This is a genomic window from Sphingobium aromaticiconvertens (assembly GCF_037154075.1).
Lineage (GTDB): Bacteria > Pseudomonadota > Alphaproteobacteria > Sphingomonadales > Sphingomonadaceae > Sphingobium > Sphingobium aromaticiconvertens.
This window is the reverse complement of the sequence record NZ_JBANRJ010000001.1, coordinates 2,127,564-2,142,801: the sequence shown is the minus strand read 5'-3', so window position 1 is coordinate 2,142,801 and position 15,238 is coordinate 2,127,564. Positions and strand designations below refer to the sequence as shown.

General features: G+C 64.0%; 12 protein-coding genes. 7 read left to right on the top strand and 5 right to left on the bottom strand.

Annotated elements, in window-relative coordinates; translation table 11 throughout:
* Window positions 1-141: 141 nt before the first annotated feature.
* A complete protein-coding gene (locus WFR25_RS10225; protein ID WP_336970686.1) occupies window positions 142-1,167 on the top strand; it encodes a sulfotransferase in 1,026 nt (341 codons plus the stop codon).
* A gap of 1 nt (window position 1,168) precedes the next feature.
* Window positions 1,169-2,332 (top strand): glycosyltransferase family 4 protein, encoded by a 1,164-nt coding sequence (locus WFR25_RS10220; RefSeq protein WP_336970684.1) that lies wholly within the window; start codon window positions 1,169-1,171, stop codon window positions 2,330-2,332.
* Between the two features lie 57 nt (window positions 2,333-2,389).
* Here the strand turns inward: WFR25_RS10220 and WFR25_RS10215 are convergent, their stop codons facing one another.
* From WFR25_RS10215 to ptsP, 4 genes are read right to left on the bottom strand one after another with little or no spacing between them, the layout of a single operon-like run.
* Window positions 2,390-3,733: a carbohydrate porin gene (locus WFR25_RS10215; RefSeq protein ID WP_336970683.1), complete on the bottom strand. Its 1,344-nt coding sequence runs from the start codon at window positions 3,731-3,733 to the stop codon at window positions 2,390-2,392.
* Window positions 3,734-3,761: 28 nt separating this feature from the next.
* The gene (locus tag WFR25_RS10210; protein ID WP_336970681.1) at window positions 3,762-5,468 is read right to left on the bottom strand and encodes a fructose-specific PTS transporter subunit EIIC; all 1,707 of its coding nucleotides are present in this window, start codon (window positions 5,466-5,468) and stop codon (window positions 3,762-3,764) included.
* Window positions 5,465-6,433, bottom strand: a complete 969-nt coding sequence (pfkB, locus tag WFR25_RS10205; RefSeq protein WP_336970679.1) for a 1-phosphofructokinase — start codon at window positions 6,431-6,433, stop codon at window positions 5,465-5,467. The genes WFR25_RS10210 and pfkB overlap by 4 nt, the downstream gene beginning before the upstream one ends.
* A complete protein-coding gene (gene ptsP / locus WFR25_RS10200; RefSeq protein ID WP_336970677.1) occupies window positions 6,433-8,943 on the bottom strand; it encodes a phosphoenolpyruvate--protein phosphotransferase in 2,511 nt (836 codons plus the stop codon). Before ptsP ends, pfkB begins: the two co-directional genes overlap by 1 nt.
* A gap of 148 nt (window positions 8,944-9,091) precedes the next feature.
* Here ptsP and WFR25_RS10195 point away from each other — a divergent pair, with 148 nt between their 5' ends.
* The 4 genes from WFR25_RS10195 (at window position 9,092) to WFR25_RS10180 (ending at window position 12,346) form a co-directional block, all read left to right on the top strand.
* Window positions 9,092-10,114, top strand: a complete 1,023-nt coding sequence (locus WFR25_RS10195) for a LacI family DNA-binding transcriptional regulator (protein ID WP_336970675.1) — start codon at window positions 9,092-9,094, stop codon at window positions 10,112-10,114.
* Window positions 10,111-10,950: a shikimate 5-dehydrogenase gene (locus tag WFR25_RS10190; protein ID WP_336970674.1), complete on the top strand. Its 840-nt coding sequence runs from the start codon at window positions 10,111-10,113 to the stop codon at window positions 10,948-10,950. The genes WFR25_RS10195 and WFR25_RS10190 overlap by 4 nt, the downstream gene beginning before the upstream one ends.
* Before the next feature lie 92 nt (window positions 10,951-11,042).
* Window positions 11,043-11,495, top strand: a complete 453-nt coding sequence (locus tag WFR25_RS10185; protein ID WP_336970672.1) for a carboxymuconolactone decarboxylase family protein — start codon at window positions 11,043-11,045, stop codon at window positions 11,493-11,495.
* Window positions 11,495-12,346 carry a sigma-70 family RNA polymerase sigma factor gene (locus tag WFR25_RS10180; protein ID WP_336970670.1) on the top strand — a complete coding sequence of 284 codons (852 nt, stop codon included), beginning with the start codon at window positions 11,495-11,497 and terminating at the stop codon, window positions 12,344-12,346. The genes WFR25_RS10185 and WFR25_RS10180 overlap by 1 nt, the downstream gene beginning before the upstream one ends.
* 7 nt (window positions 12,347-12,353) lie before the next feature.
* Here WFR25_RS10180 and WFR25_RS10175 read toward each other — a convergent pair whose 3' ends face one another.
* The gene (locus WFR25_RS10175; protein ID WP_336970668.1) at window positions 12,354-14,756 is read right to left on the bottom strand and encodes a membrane-bound PQQ-dependent dehydrogenase, glucose/quinate/shikimate family; all 2,403 of its coding nucleotides are present in this window, start codon (window positions 14,754-14,756) and stop codon (window positions 12,354-12,356) included.
* A 136-nt stretch (window positions 14,757-14,892) separates the two neighbouring features.
* On the opposite strand from WFR25_RS10175, the gene WFR25_RS10170 reads away from it, so the two are divergent.
* Window positions 14,893-15,153 carry a DUF2520 domain-containing protein gene (locus WFR25_RS10170; RefSeq protein ID WP_336970666.1) on the top strand — a complete coding sequence of 87 codons (261 nt, stop codon included), beginning with the start codon at window positions 14,893-14,895 and terminating at the stop codon, window positions 15,151-15,153.
* Window positions 15,154-15,238 lie beyond the last annotated feature (85 nt).

The following is a 15,238-nucleotide window of genomic DNA, read 5'->3' as shown; positions in this document are numbered from 1 at the left end:
GCAAGCGGCGCCGCGGGTCGATAATTTTCCAATCAAATCTTAAGCATCACTGTTGGCCAACCCTCCAACTCCGATGTGCGATTTCGGGCTAGTTCCTTTTCTCACTCCTTTCCCAAAAACCAGTGTGCGATCCTGCGGGCCATGGATACCACAGTCATTACACCGGACCATTCGCCACCAATCTCGCGCCGCGCGCCCGACGCATCGCACGAAGCTGGTACCATGGCGGCCTATCCGATGTTGTTGCACATCGGGTTGCACAAGACTGGCTCAACCTGGTTGCAGAATGACATTTTCGCGAGTGCAGGTCATGGCTTCACCACGGCGACCGGCGGGCCTCGCCACGGTCTTGTGGCCGACTTTGTGACGCCGGATGCGTTTCATTATGACGCGCAGACCATGCGCAATGCCTATTGCGACCATCATCGCGCCGCTGCGGAGAAAGGCCTGACCCTGGTTCTCTCCCATGAGCGCTTGTCCGGCTACCCCTCGTCGGGCGGTCACGACCGGCGCTTGATCGCCGACAGGCTTTTCGCAACCTTCCCGGAAGCGCGCGTTCTGATCGTGTTGCGCGAACAACGCGCGCTCATCCGATCCATGTACAGTCAGCACATCACCGACGGCGGCACCGGATCAATCGCACGGTTTCTGGATACCCCCGAACCCGCATTGGGAAGGCGACCGGGATTCCGACTGAGTTTCTATGAATTCGACCGCACCATCGCCTACTACAAGTCGCTCTTCGGTCCAGATCATGTGCTGGCTCTCCCGTTCGAGAGGCTGCTCGACAGCCCCGGCCCTTTCGTGACAGACATTCAGGCCTTTTGCGGCATGGCCGGAACCGACATCGGCGCCGTCAAGCGCGTCAACGAGCGCCGCCCTTTGGTCATGCAGTTGGCCCAGCGCCCGCTCAATGCCCTGTTCTTCCACAATGAGCTCAGTCCGGGCGCGCTTCTCCATATCCCACGGTTCGCCAAGCGCTATGCCCGCACGCGGAGGGTTTTCGAGGCGATCACGCCTGCATGGCTCGAAAAATCCATGCAGGCTCGACTTATGCAGGCGATCGACCGGCATGTCGGTGACTATTATGCCGAGAGCAACCGGAAGACCGAGCAACTGACTGGCATTTCTTTGGCCCGTTACGGCTATCCGCTGCCGGGCCGCTGACATGCATTCCCTTAACCCCTCCACGGGCCGGACTGCGGATGCCCGGAACATCCTTATCCTGTTATCCGGCCTTAGTGCAGGGGGCGCTGAACGCGTAATAGCCTTGCTGGCTGCGCACTGGATCGCGGCAGGGTCGCGCGTGACCATCGTGTCTTTCGACGGGGAAACAGATGCCATATACCATGATTTCAGCCCGGACGTGCGGCTGCGACGCCTGAACATCCCTGCATCCCGACCGGTACGGCGCATCCGCAGGATTCGGCATATGCTCCGCCACGATCGGCCGGATATCGTGATCAGCTTTCTCACGAAAATCAACATCCTGACGCTAGTGGCCGCGACAGGGCTGGATTGTCCGGTCATCATATCCGAACGCAATAATCCTCTCCGCCAACCCATGCATCCGCTTTGGTCGGCCGCAGCGCGCTGTCTCTACCATCGTGCCGCCGCAATCGTCTGTCAGACAAAAGCTGGCATCTCGGTGATTCCCCCTAACGCGCGGGCAAGGATCGCCGTCATCGGCAATCCCGTCGCGCGCTTTCCCTGGCATCCCGCCCCCCAGAATGGACCATTGCGACTGATCGCTGTCGGACGCCTGACCGAACAGAAGGGCTTTGACATCCTGATCGATGCCTTCGGGCGGATCGCGATGCACCATCCCGAATGGTCGCTCGAAATCTGGGGAGAAGGCCCGGACCGTGCCAAGTTGCAGGCCCTCATCCATAGGCTGGGGTTGGTCGATCGGGTCCAGCTTCCAGGCCTGTCGGCGCTGCCTGGGCAATGGATCGAACGAGCCAATATATTCGTCCTGTCATCCAGATATGAAGGCTTTCCCAATGTGCTGGCAGAGGCGATGGCGGCGGGCCTTCCTGTTGTCGCCACCGATTGCGCCTTCGGTCCGGCCGAGCTTGTCTCCTCCGAGGTCGACGGCCTGTTGGTGACATCAGAAGATCCCGCCTGCCTCGCGGCTACACTCGACAGGATATTGGGCGACCCGCATCTGCGCGATCGGATCGGACAACGCGCACGCGATGTGGTGGACCGGTTTGGTGCGGATAAAATCGCCCGACAATGGGACATCATTCTGGAGCGTTCGCTAAAGGTTAGGCGAGCACAGGGCGCAGCGACATTGGAAGAAGTTCATTTGTCCAGGTCCAGGCATTAAGCGACGGGCAAAGGATGTGGCCCCGTCCCCGGGCCAAGCCACTGTCTCTGTCTCTGTCTATGATCTTAACCTCAAGGACATCGCATCCACCGTGAATTTGAAACCCACGATGAAGGCGTTACCGGTGTTCCTGGTACGGAACGGCACACCTGTCTGGTCCGGGTTGAGGATATACTGGATGTTCGGCGACACGCGGATGGCGGGGCCGAACTGAGCGCCATAAGCCAGTTCCATCATATATTGATGCCGCTTGATGTTGGCTGTCCCACCAACCGACGCACGGGCGGCGCGCATCCGTTCCATCGCCAGGTCGCTGAAGCGCTGATCGTTGATGACAAAGCCGATCGTGTCTTTGTCGCGACCGGCAAAGGTGCCGGTCTGCACCAGCCCCAGTTCCAGGAAATGGCTTTCCTCGGCGCGGCCCGACAGGTTGGTCATGGCAACGCCGAACAGGCTCAGTCCCCGTTCCGATGCGGGATCGGGCCGGGTCAGCATCTGGTCGAAGCGGGCATATAGGCCCGATCGGCCATGGCGGGTCGCGGCCGGACGGTTCGTCAGAATCGCGATCCCGCCCTGATCGTCGCGCAACGGATCGGCATAGTCGCCCCGGTCGACCCAGCCGCCCACTATATAATGACGCGGCAGGCGATCGTTGGAAAAATCGGTGCCATAACTCAGTTCCCAGGGGATGATGACGCCGGTCGCATTTTTCGTGCTGAAGTTGAAACCATTATCGGTGGGACGCTTGCGATCCGGGTTCACCTCATAGACGCCAGCGTGGAGCATCACCTTGGGGGTGAAATGGAACTTGGCATGAGCCATCCAGCTTGAGGCCGGGAAATAGGTGAAATTGCTGTTCTTGAAAACGAAGGTCGGATTGCCGCAGGCCGAATTGCTCTGAAAATTGCAGTAAAGCGGCGAGTTGAGAAAATGGATATTCGCCTGACTGCGGCCCGCCTCAATATCCAGCGCGCCATTGAACAGCTTTTGCTGCCAGGTCAGGATTGCCAGATGGGTGTTCTGGGTACCCCAGATTTCCTGGACCGAGGTATTATTGCCGAGCGCGATTGCCGACAGGCTTTGACCGTGGCGATTGGTGACGGCGAAATGCAGCGCCCCGCCATCAATCCCGGCGATCTTGTCCATGTCCAGATCCGCGCCGACATAGACCTGGCCAGCAAAGGCCGCGTCACGCCGCACGCCCCCGGACAGGTTGCTCGCCGCTTCGCCGGTATAGCCCAGCGACAGGTTGATCCCCGAATCCGCCAGCGGTTGCCAGGATGTGGCTTCCGCTTTCGGCTTCATCGGCAAAGCGGGAGGAGCCTCCTGCGCCCGCGCGCAGGACATCGAAAGAGCGGCAGCGCCCGCCCAGCAGGCGGCGCTCAACAGGGTGGTACGCATGGCAATCCTCTTGATGCTATCTATATTTTCAAACGGTCGGCTGAGGCACGGGGCGTTTCAGCAGCCCGACCAATAGGGCGCTGATCAGCGTCCCGGCGACGATCGCCCCGGCATAGGCCAGGATATGCGTCACCGCACCGGGAATGGGCAGGACGAACAGGCCGCCATGTGGCACACGCAGTTGCACGCTCGCCGCCATGGAGATCGCGCCGGCCACGGCCGACCCGACCATCAGCGCCGGGATCACGCGCAGCGGATCGCGCGCCGCAAAGGGAATCGCGCCCTCGGTAATGAAGGCAAGGCCCAGCACCGCCGCGGCGGCGCCCGCTTCGCGCTCCTCGACGGTGAAGCGATTGCGAAACAGCCATGTCGCCAACGCGACCGCGAGCGGCGGTGTCATGCCGGCCGCCATGGTGGCCGCCATGGGCGTGTAAACCTGGCTGGCGATCAGCCCCACGGAGAAGGCATAGCCCGCCTTGTTCACCGGCCCGCCCATATCGAAAGCAGACATGGCACCAAGCAGCAGCCCAAGCAGCAGAGCGCTCGATCCCTGCATACTACGCAACCATTCGGTCAGGAAGGCCAGCGCGCTCGCCACCGGCGTGCCCACCGCATAGATCATCAGCAAGCCCGTCAGCAGCGTGCCCAGCAAGGGCAGGATCAGCACAGGCTTCAACCCCTGTAAATTTTTGGGTAACTGGATCAGTCGGTTGAGGAAGTGGACGCCATAGCCCGCGATAAAGCCGGCCACGATGCCGCCCAGAAAGCCCGCGCCCAGATTGGCCGCCAGCATGCCGCCAATCATGCCCGGCGCGATGCCCGGCCGGTCGGCGATCGAGAAGGCGATATAGCCTGCCAGCGCCGGTACGATCAGGGCAAAGCCGCCCTTTGCACCGATCTCGAACAGCGCATGGGCCAGCGTGCCCGCTGCGGCATCTTCATTGGCGTGAATGCCGCCCAGCGCGAAAGCCAGTGCGATCAACAACCCGCCCGCCACCACGAAGGGCAGCATGAACGATACGCCGGTCATCAGATGCTTGTAGGGACCGGCCTTGCCCTGCTGGGGTTCGGCGGACGATGCGGCGCCATCCACTTGCCCACCCTGCACCTGCGCCTCCGCCAGCGCCTTTTCGATCAGCTTGGCGCCGCCGGTAATCGCAGGCTTGGTGTTGGACGAAAAGACGCGCTTGCCTGCGAACCGGCTGCGGTCGACTTCACGGTCGGCGGCGATCAGCACGATGTCGGCGGCGGCGATCTCCTGCGGCGTCAACGCATTACCCGCGCCGACAGACCCCTGTGTTTCCACCCGCATGGCGTAACCCAACTGGCGCGCGCCCTCCTGAAGCCCCTCGGCGGCCATGAAGGTATGGGCGATGCCGGTGGGACAGGATGTGACCGCAACGATCGTCGGCGCATGCAGGTCCGGCTGCGCCAGCGCAGCCTCTCCGCCCGCCAGAGCAGCGATCGGATCGGCCAGCACAGCCTCCAGCGTCAATCGACGATGCGGACGGAGCGCGAGGCTGCTGTCATCGGCATCCTGACGCGCGACGAACAGCAACAGATCGTCCTCTCCGACAGCACCTTCGGGCAGCGGATTGACGACCCCCTGCTCGGTCCGCACCTCGATCTCGATGCTGCGTCCCTCGGCACGCGCCGCCTTGCGCAGTGCTTCCCCGGCCAGAACGCCGGTAACGCCAGCTTCGCCAGCCTGCACGATCGCGAATATACGGCTCATTCGCCCTCTCCTACCAAAACCGCGTTCGATTGTTCGACTGCCGTGATATTCACGCGGTCCGCCAGCCCTCTCACTTGCGCCGCGTCGGGCAGATGGGGACCGGGGAGGCCCAGTTTCGCCACAGCAAAGGCGGTGGACAAGCGCGCAATCCGTTCCAGGTCGCTGCCCTCGATAATGGCGGCAGCGATCCCGGCGACCATCGCGTCGCCCGCGCCAACGGTGCTGGCGACGGCATCGGCGGTCAGCCGTGCGATCTGCGTGCCCTCCTGTGCGAGAAATAACGCGCCATCCTCACCCATCGACACAACGACCAGTTTAACGCCGCGCGCCAGCAATGAACCGGCCACCCGCGCCACATCGGCGACATCGTGCAAGGGCGCTCCATGCCATTCCTCCAATTCATGCCGATTGGGCTTGAGGATATGGGGCAGCACGTTGCCTTTCAGCGCATGCGCAAGGGGTGGACCGCTGGCGTCGAGCAGCAGCATCGCGCCCTTGGCGCGCAAGCGCGCGACCATCCGTGCATAGATATCGGTCGGGCAGCCGGGCGGCAGGCTGCCGCACAGCAGGATCAGGCTTTCCTTGTCCGCCTGCGCCTCGATCGCCGTTACCAGCGCCTCGATCTGGGCTGGGTCCGCCACTGCGCCGTCCATGTTGATGTCGGTCGTATCGATTGCGTCCAGCAGCTTGAGGTTAACCCGCGTCGCGCCTGCCCGGCGCAAGAAATGATCCTTGATCCCCTTGGCCGCGAACAGAGCCTCGAACGGCGCACCATTGTCCGCGCCCAGCAGGCCAAAGGCGCTGACGGGCACGCCCCAGTCGGCCAGACAACTGGCGACATTGACGCCCTTGCCTCCGGCATCCTGCCGGACCGAACGGGCGCGATGGACAGCGCCGGGTTCCAGCCGATCGATCGTGATCGTCTGGTCGATCGCTGGATTGAACGTCACCGTCAGCGCGCGCATCAGCCCGCCTCCCCATCCAGCGCACGCACATCTGCGGCACTTTCCGCTTCCAGCGCCCGGGCGGCGAGCGCCTGAAGGGCGGGCAGGGCGGCGCTGCGGATGCGCGCCTTCACCGACGGAATGTCGCGCGGGGTCATCGACAATTCGCTCACGCCCAGCCCGACCAGCAGCGCCGCGCCGAAAGGATCGCCCGCGATGCCGCCGCACACGCCCACCCAGCGATCATGCCGCTTCGCGCCCGCCACCGTCATGGCGATCAGGCGCAAGACGGCGGGATGCAGGCTGTCGGCCTCGCTCGCCAGTTCGGGATTTTGCCGGTCGATCGCCAGCACATATTGGGTCAAGTCATTGGTGCCGATCGAGAAGAAATCGGCATGCGCGGCCAGCTTGTCCGCCTGCACCGCAGCGGCGGGCACCTCGATCATGATACCGATCGGCACGGCCGGCGCGTCCAGCTCGACCCGAATCGCCTCACACCGTTCGCGCAGCGCCAGCAGTTCGGACGCGGAGGTAATCATCGGGAACATGATCGACAGGTCGCCCCCGCCCTTTGCCGCGCCATAGAGCGCGCGCAATTGCGGCTCCAGCAGGTCGGGCCGCCGCAGCAGCAGCCGCGCACCGCGCACACCCAGAAAGGGGTTTTCCTCGCGCGGCAGGTCCAGATGCGGCACCTGCTTGTCGCCGCCAATGTCGAGCGCGCGCACGATCAGCGGCCGGTCCTCCAGCGCATCGACCATATCACGATAGATGGCGCGCTGCTCCTCCTCGGTCGGGCTGTCGCCGCGTTCCAGAAACAGAAATTCGGTGCGCATCAGGCCCACGCCCTCGCCGCCCTGCGACAGCGCGAACGCCACCTGATCGGGCCGGTTCACATTCGCGCCAATGGCGACCTGATGCCCGTCGGCGGTGCGAGCGGGGTTGGAGCGTTCGGCCTCCTGCTCGCGGCGCTTGGCCGCGATCTCCGCAATCCATGCGTGGGCGGAGGCGATGTCGTCGGCAGAGGGATTGAGCCACAGTCGGCCGCTATCGCCATCGACGATCGCCGTTGCGCCCGCCGCCAGTGACAGCAGGTCGGCGCCGCCCGCCACCATCGACGGCAGGCCCAGCGTGCGCGCCAGAATCGCGCTGTGCGATGTCGGCCCGCCCAGTGCGGTTGCGATCCCGGCCACCTTTTCGATGTCCAGCGTGGCCGTGTCCGATGGCGACAGATCGGCCGCAACAAGGATGCTCGGTTCGTCCGGCAGGTCCGTCAGCGTGCCGAGGCCCAGCCCCGGATCAATATGGGCTAGCACGCGCCGACCGATATCGTGCAGGTCGGCGGCGCGTGCAGCCAGCACCGGATTGCCCAGTGCGGAAAGTTGCCCAGCCATGCGTTCGATCGCCTGGTGCCAGGACCAGGCGACGCCATGGCCCTCCACCATGATCTGGCAGGTGAGCGTGATAAGGTCCGTGTCGTCCAGCAGTCCGGCCTGCGCCTGAAAGATCGCGGCGTCCGAAGCGCCCAGACGCCGGGTGGTATCATCGACCAGCGCCTTCATCTGCGCGCGGGTCCGCACCAGTGCATCGTTCAGCAGCGCGCCGCCGGTGGCAAGGTCGACTGGCTGGTCGGTCACGACAAGCTCGGCCGATGCCAGCACATGCACCTTGCCGATGGCAAGGCCGGGGCTGGCGGACACGCCTGCGATCATCGTGGGATTGTCCATCGGCTTCCAGCCGCGCACCGGCGCCTTGGCCTTTTCCGCCGCGCGGGCGGCATCGGCCTTTTCGCGCGCAGTCAGCCGGGTCACGACTTGCATGAAAGCGTCGAGCGCCTTTCCCGCGCCCTCGCCAGACGCTGAGAGGGTAATCGCGTCACCGGCCTTCAGGCCCAATTGCAGCAGCGAGATCAGGCTGCGCGGATCAGCGACTTCGTTCTGGTGGCGCACGCGCAGCATCACGCCGCTGGCCTTCGCCGCCTCCGCCCAGGCCGATGCCGGGCGGGCGTGCAGGCCCGCGGGGTAATCGATGGTCCACTCGCGCCGCTGGGCCAGATCCTCGGCCGGAGTCTGGCTGGTCGGTGGGGCGCTATCTTGCTGCAAGGCGGCGGCGATAACCGCCGGATCGTCGGTGTGGGCAAGCCCCTCAAGTCGCGCCTCGTCCTGGATCAACCGGGTCAGGCGCCGCAGGATCGCGATATGACTGTCTGAACTGGCGGCGATGCCGACGACCAGATGGGCGCGCTGGCCCGGATTCCATTCGATCCCGTCGCGCAATTGCAGGACGACGATGGCGTCGCGGCGGACCAGCCCCTTGTCCTCGCCCATGCCGTGCGGGATCGCGACGCCCGAGCCGAGATAGGTGTTCGCCACCGCCTCGCGCCGGACCATGCTTTCGTCATAGCCGGGGGCCACGCAGCCAGCCGCCGCCAGCAACTGTCCCGCCTGACGGATCGCATCCTCCTTGCTGGAGGCGCGGGCATCGATACGGACGAGATCCTCGATCCCCAGGACGTTGAGGGGGTCAGCAAGCATAGCGTTTGGCCTCTCCAGACTTTTCTGAACTTATAGAAAACGTTTTCTCATCATATTGTCAAGTAGGCTTGCAATGGGATTGATAACTGACGCATATTCGTTGGAAATAGCGGATGGAGGGGCACTTGATCAGGAGAACGATTTCCCAATGACCGTCGGAATCAAGGATGTTGCGCGAGTCGCCGAGGTATCGCCCGCCACCGTGTCGCGTGTCCTGTCGGGTCGCGCGGTGGACCCGGCGATGCGCGATCGCGTACTCGCGGCGGTCCAGACCACGGGCTATCGCCCCAATCTTGCGGCCCGCCGCCTGCGATCCCGCCACAGCAACACCATCGGCCTGATCGTTGCCGATATCCGCAACCCCTTCTTCACGGCGGTATCGCGCACGGTGGAGGATATCGCCTATGCGCGCGGGCTGCGGGTCATCCTGTGCAACACCGACGAAGACCCCGCCAAGGAGGCGATGTACCTGCAATTGATGCAGGAGGAGCGGGTCACCGGCGTCATCCTGGCGCCGACCCGGCAGGGCGCGGAAAAGGCAGGGCGGGTCAAAAGCGACTTCCCCATGGTGCTGATCGACCGCGCGCCGCCCGGCACGACACAGGATTGCGTCACGCTCGACAATGAAGCGATGGCCGCAACGCTGGTCCAGCACCTGCACGACCAGGGCCACCGGCACATTGTCGGTCTGTTCGGCGCGGCGAGCAGCACTGGCAGCGAAAGGCGCGCGGGATATGAACATGCCGCAGCCGCATTGGGATTGCAGGCAGAGGCGATCCTCGTGCCCCACGGCGCGGGCGAAGCGGAAAAGGCCGTCACCGCCATCATGCACCGACCAACGCCGCCATCCGCGCTGGTCGCCAGCAACGGCGTCATGCTGATGGCAGTCGTGCGCGCGGTCCACGCCATGGGGTTGTCCATTCCTCATAATGTCGCGCTGGCTGGTTTCGATCAGGAGGACTGGATGGAATTTGCCAGCGGCGGCATCAGCGTCATCGCCCAGCCGGTCGAGGAAATTGGCCGTGCGGCGATGGCGATGCTCTTCGACCGGATCGACCATCCCGAAGCCGCCACCCGCAAGATCGTCCTGTCCGGTCGCTTCATTCCGCGCGGATCGAGCGTCGCCATCGCCCCCGCCCCGCTCGAACAATCATCGGAGACATCAGCATGAAACCGCCCATCGGCCGCGACACGAAATTGTGCATGTCGCTCTCCGCCCGCCCCGGCAATGCGGGATCGCGCCTGCATAATCATCTCTATGAGGCGCTGGGCCTCGACTATGTGTACAAATCCTTCAGCACCACGGACCTGCCCGCCGCGGTCGGCGGGATCAGGGCACTGGGCATTCGCGGCTGCGCCATATCCATGCCGTTCAAGGAAGCGGTGATCCCGCTGATCGACCGGCTGGAGGCATCGGCCCAGGCGATCGACAGCGTCAACACGATCGTCAACGACGATGGCGCGCTCACCGGCTATAATACCGACTATGTGGCGGTCCGCGACCTGCTGGCCCGGCGCATGGTCGACCCGGCCACCCCCTTCATCCTGCGTGGCAGCGGTGGCATGGCCAAGGCCGTCGTCGCCGCCCTGCGCGATCTGGGCTTCCAAAAGGGGCTGATCGTCGCCCGCAATGCGCTGGCCGGTCAGGCGATGGCCGATGACTACGGCTTTGCCTGGCAGGCGGACTTGCCCGCAACCGGCGCGCCCTTGCTCATCAATGTCACGCCATTGGGCATGGAGGGAGCGGACGAAAACGCCCTCGCCTTCCCGGAAAGCTTCATCGCCACCAGCGACATCACCTTCGACGTTGTTGCCCTGCCGGCTGACACCCCCTTCATCCGTGCGGCGCAAAAGGCCGGAAAGCAGACTATATCCGGCGCGGAGGTCATCGTCCTTCAGGCCGTCGAACAATTTGTCCTCTATACCGGGATACGCCCTTCGCCCGCCGAAATACGCAGCGCGGCGGATTTTGCGCATGGGCCGGGGGCAGCCAAAGCGCTCGCTTGAACGAGTCGGACACATAAAGATTCGCATGTCATGTCACAGCAGCGCGCCCTGCCTCGTCATGCTGGCATCACCACCATGAAAGGATGATCGCCATGACACCCCGCGCTGATATCTACACCGTTTCGCCGGACATCTTCAAAGCCTGGTACAATTTCTCAATGCTGGTCGAGGGAAGCGGCCTGGAAAAGCCGCTGCTCGAACTGGTCAAGATCCGTTCTTCGCAGATCAACGGCTGCGCCAACTGCCTGAACATGCACACAGCCGACGCGCGCAAGGCGGGCGAGACCGAGCAGCGCATTCATTTGCTGGCCGCATGGCATGAAGCGCCATGCTATACCGACCGCGAACGCGCGGCACTGGCCTGGACCGATCATATGACCGAGATCGCCACCAAGCGCGCGCCCGACGCCGTTTACGAAGCGCTGGACGCCCAGTTCAGCAAGGAGGAGCAGTTGAAGCTGTCGATGGCGATCAATGTGATCAACGGCTGGAACCGCCTTGCCGTGGGTTTCAACCTCTACGCGCCGGAGTTGGGCTGGAAGTAATGGAAGACGCTGCCGCCACCTTTGACGCGCATCGGTCCGATCTGTTGCGCGTTGCCTATCGGATGCTCGGTTCCATGGCCGATGCGGAGGATGTGGTGCAGGAGGCCTTTATTCGCTGGGCAGGTACGGACAGGGAGGCGGTGCAGGTTCCCGCCGCCTTTCTGCGCCGGGTGGTCACGCGGCTGTGCCTCGACCATCTTAAATCCGCGCATGTGCGGCGAGAGGCGTATAGCGGCCCCTGGCTACCCGAACCCGTCGTGGAAACAGAACCGGTGGAGGACGTCACCCTGCCCCTGATGCTGGCGCTTGAACGGCTGTCGCCGCTGGAACGGGCAGCCTTCCTCCTCCATGACGTGTTCGGCGAGAGTTTCGAGGAGATCGCCGCCTCCATCGGTCGCGACGCCGCCGCCTGCCGTCAACTCGCCAGCCGGGCGCGCGCCAATGTGCGGGCGGAGCGGCCACGCTACGCGATCGACCAGGCGCATGGGATGGAAATCGCGGCGGCCTTCTTTCAGGCATCGCGCGGCGATGGCATCGCTCATCTGGGTGCGCTGCTGGCGCAGGATGTGCGCTTCCATGCCGACGGCGGCGGCAAGCGTCCCGCCGTGGCCCGAATATTGACAGGCGCGAGCGAAGTCGTGCGCGCGCATGTCGCCATCGCCCGGCTGGGTTCCGGGCCGTCGGAACTTATGCGCTACGCCTTCGTCAACGGCTTGCCGGGGTTCGTGACGCGGGAGCCGGACGGGGTTTTGCAGACGACCGCGCTGCTGATCGAAGACGGGCTGATCCGGGCCATCTATGTGATGCGCAATCCCGACAAGCTACGGCATCTGGAAGGGCTGACCCATTAGGGAGAGGTCAGCCGGGAAGTGCATAAGCGATCACCTGATCTCCGATCGGCGTTTCCATGAAGTGATGCCCGCCAGTCATGATGACGACATATTGCTTGCCATTGACCGAATAGGTCATGGGTGTCGCCTGACCACCCGCCGGCAGGACTTGGCTCCACAGCGTCTTGCCGGTCTTCAGGTCGATCGCGCGGATCAGATTGTCCGTCGCGGCGGCGATGAAGATCAGCCCGCCCGCCGTCACGACCGCGCCGCCATTATTGGGCGTGCCGATATCCATCGGCAACATGGAGGGGATGCCGAACGGGCCATTTGTGCGCGCCGTGCCGAATGGGCGGTCCCAGATCGTCTTGCCACTGGCCATGTCGATCGCGCGGATGCCGCCATAGGGAGGCTCCTTGCACAACAGGCCAGTAAAGGGCAGCCGCCAGCCGGCATTGACGTTGATCGCATAGGGCGTGCCCTTCTGCGGATCGCCCGCGCCTTCCGCGCCGCCGATCGCGCCGCGCTTTTCCTCGCGCGGCGCCCAGCCGAGCTTGTTCGCCTCTGCGCGCGGCACCAGCCGGTTATAATTGGGCATGTCGTTATAATTGGCGACGATCACGCCGCGCCGGGGATCGACGGCAATGCCACCCCAATCGGTCCCGCCATTATAGCCGGGATATTCGATGCTGTGCCGGTCGGCCTCTGGCGGGGTGAAGAAGCCCTTGTAACTCGCGCGGCGGAACTGGATCCGACACACCATCTGGTCGATGGGCGACATGCCCCACATGCTGGCTTCGGTAAGGTCGGGCTTGCGCAGCGTATGCCATAGCGACACGCGCTGGGTCGCGGCACGCTGGGCCGGTTCCACGCCACCGCCCGGCGCCTTGATCCGGCCGACCGGAGTCAGGGGCTGGCCGGTGCGGCGGTCCAGCACATAGATATCGCCCTGCTTGCTGGGGAGAAGCAGCGCCGGAACGCCCCTATAGTCGACCAGCGTTGCCTGCGCGCCAAAATCATAGTCCCAGACATCCTTGTTTACCGCCTGGAAATGCCAGCGCGGCTTGCCGGTGGTGACGTCGATCGCCACCAGCGATGTCGCATAGCGATCTTCCTCCGGCGACCGCAGGCTGCTCCAATAATCCGCGGCGGAATTGCCCATCGGCAGATAGACCAGACCCAGCTGCTCGTCGCCCGATGCGGTCGTCCACATATTCGGCGTGCCGCGCGCATATTCCTGTCCCGCGGGCGGCGCGCCCGTGCGTTCGGGATGCTTCATGTCCCATGCCCATTTTAGCTGCCCAGTCACAGCATCATAGGCCTGGATCACGCCCGACGGCGCCCAACGTTCCTGCCCGTCCAGCACCTGATGCCCGGTCACGATCACGCCACGCACGATCGTGGGCGGCGATGTGATCGACACCATGCCGGGAAAGACATGGCCCATGCCCAGCTTGATGTCCGCCTGTCCATTATTGCCGAAGCCGGTGCACAGCTTGCCATTGCGCGCATCGACGGCGATGATCCGGCCATCCAGCGTGCCTTCGATGATCCGCGTCGCGCAGAGCTGGTCGGCGGCCATGTTCGGCACCGCATAATAGCTTACGCCCCGGCAGGCGGCGGTATAGGGAATATTCTTGTCGGGCACTTTGGGATCAAAGCGCCAGCGCGCCTTGCCCGTCGCCGGGTCCATCGCGATCAGGATATTCTTGGCCGTACAGAGATAGAGGCTGTCGCCGACCTTCAGCGGCGTCGTTTCCGCGCCGTACATTTTGGCCGCCTGCGCGGTCGCGGGCATATCGCCGGTATGGGCCAGCCACACTTGTTTGAGTTGCCCTACATTTTCGGGCGTGATCTGCGCCAATGGAGAAAAACGCCGCGCCGCATAGCTGCCGCCATAAGCCGGCCAGTCGTCCCCCGGCTGCATCAGCGCCGGATCGCCCATCATGCCCGCAACCTGCGGCAGCGCCTGGCTCGGTCCCTTGGCGTTGATCTGCCCCATCGCGACAAAGCCGAACGCCAGCAGCAGCACCGCCCCCGCGCTGGTCGCCCAGGCGCTGCGCCAGCGGTGCGGCGCAACCGACAGCGCCGCCATCGACAGCAATACCGGGATCAGCAGCACCAGCGGCGCAATGATGCGCGGCACCAGCGGCCAGCCATGCGGTCCTACTTCCCACAAGGCCCAGAAGAGCGTGCCCGAAAAGATCGCGATATAGAGCCAGCCACCGCTCATGCGCCGGCGGAACAACAGCACCCCCGCCACGACCATCGCCACGCCCGTCACCAGATAATAAGGCGATCCGCCCAGCACCGCCAGCCAAGCGCCACCTGCCCCCAGGACCAGTCCGATCAGCACCAGCACGACACCCGTTATCGCCGGTAATGGGCCAGGATGTCCGATGGCGGTGTGGGCCGTTGGGGCATTGGACATGGCAGACTCCTGAAAGGCAGCATTTAACCCATCAAGAAAACCCGGAGCTTCGTTCCGTTCCCTCAACCAATTTAATTTGTGGTCGACTGTCGCTTCCGGCCAGATGCTAAAAGGCTGTTTCTCCACGGCAAATCTGGTGCAGTATCCATCGGTGAAATCGCTGGTTCGGGCAGCATTGGGCAACAGCCTTTCCAGCGGTTTCGATGCCTTGTCTGGCCCGCTGCTTCGGGGCGATATCGGCACGATCGAACGCCATCTCACTGCTCTGGCGCAGCACCAACCCGACCTGTTGCCGGACTATCGCGCCATGGCGCTGGGGACCGTTCGCGCGCTGGAACGAAAAGCGCCTGATCGAAAGATCGAACTGGAGCGCCTGCGCGCGGCTCTAACGACCTAGCGTTGACCCAAAAAAACGCCCCGCCGGATCGTAATCCAGACGGGGCAGATATGGGAGGGCGGTGTAAAGGGGAATGAACACCACA

What these genes read in the sequence shown, in the direction of transcription:
- WFR25_RS10225 (WP_336970686.1), top strand. Translation starts at nt 142, where the DNA reads ATGGATACCACAGTCATTACACCGGACCATTCGCCACCAATCTCGCGC.
- WFR25_RS10220 (WP_336970684.1), top strand. Translation starts at nt 1,169, where the DNA reads ATGCATTCCCTTAACCCCTCCACGGGCCGGACTGCGGATGCCCGGAAC.
- WFR25_RS10215 (WP_336970683.1), bottom strand. Translation starts at nt 3,733, where the DNA reads ATGCGTACCACCCTGTTGAGCGCCGCCTGCTGGGCGGGCGCTGCCGCT.
- WFR25_RS10210 (WP_336970681.1), bottom strand. Translation starts at nt 5,468, where the DNA reads ATGAGCCGTATATTCGCGATCGTGCAGGCTGGCGAAGCTGGCGTTACC.
- pfkB (WP_336970679.1), bottom strand. Translation starts at nt 6,433, where the DNA reads ATGCGCGCGCTGACGGTGACGTTCAATCCAGCGATCGACCAGACGATC.
- ptsP (WP_336970677.1), bottom strand. Translation starts at nt 8,943, where the DNA reads ATGCTTGCTGACCCCCTCAACGTCCTGGGGATCGAGGATCTCGTCCGT.
- WFR25_RS10195 (WP_336970675.1), top strand. Translation starts at nt 9,092, where the DNA reads ATGACCGTCGGAATCAAGGATGTTGCGCGAGTCGCCGAGGTATCGCCC.
- WFR25_RS10190 (WP_336970674.1), top strand. Translation starts at nt 10,111, where the DNA reads ATGAAACCGCCCATCGGCCGCGACACGAAATTGTGCATGTCGCTCTCC.
- WFR25_RS10185 (WP_336970672.1), top strand. Translation starts at nt 11,043, where the DNA reads ATGACACCCCGCGCTGATATCTACACCGTTTCGCCGGACATCTTCAAA.
- WFR25_RS10180 (WP_336970670.1), top strand. Translation starts at nt 11,495, where the DNA reads ATGGAAGACGCTGCCGCCACCTTTGACGCGCATCGGTCCGATCTGTTG.
- WFR25_RS10175 (WP_336970668.1), bottom strand. Translation starts at nt 14,756, where the DNA reads ATGTCCAATGCCCCAACGGCCCACACCGCCATCGGACATCCTGGCCCA.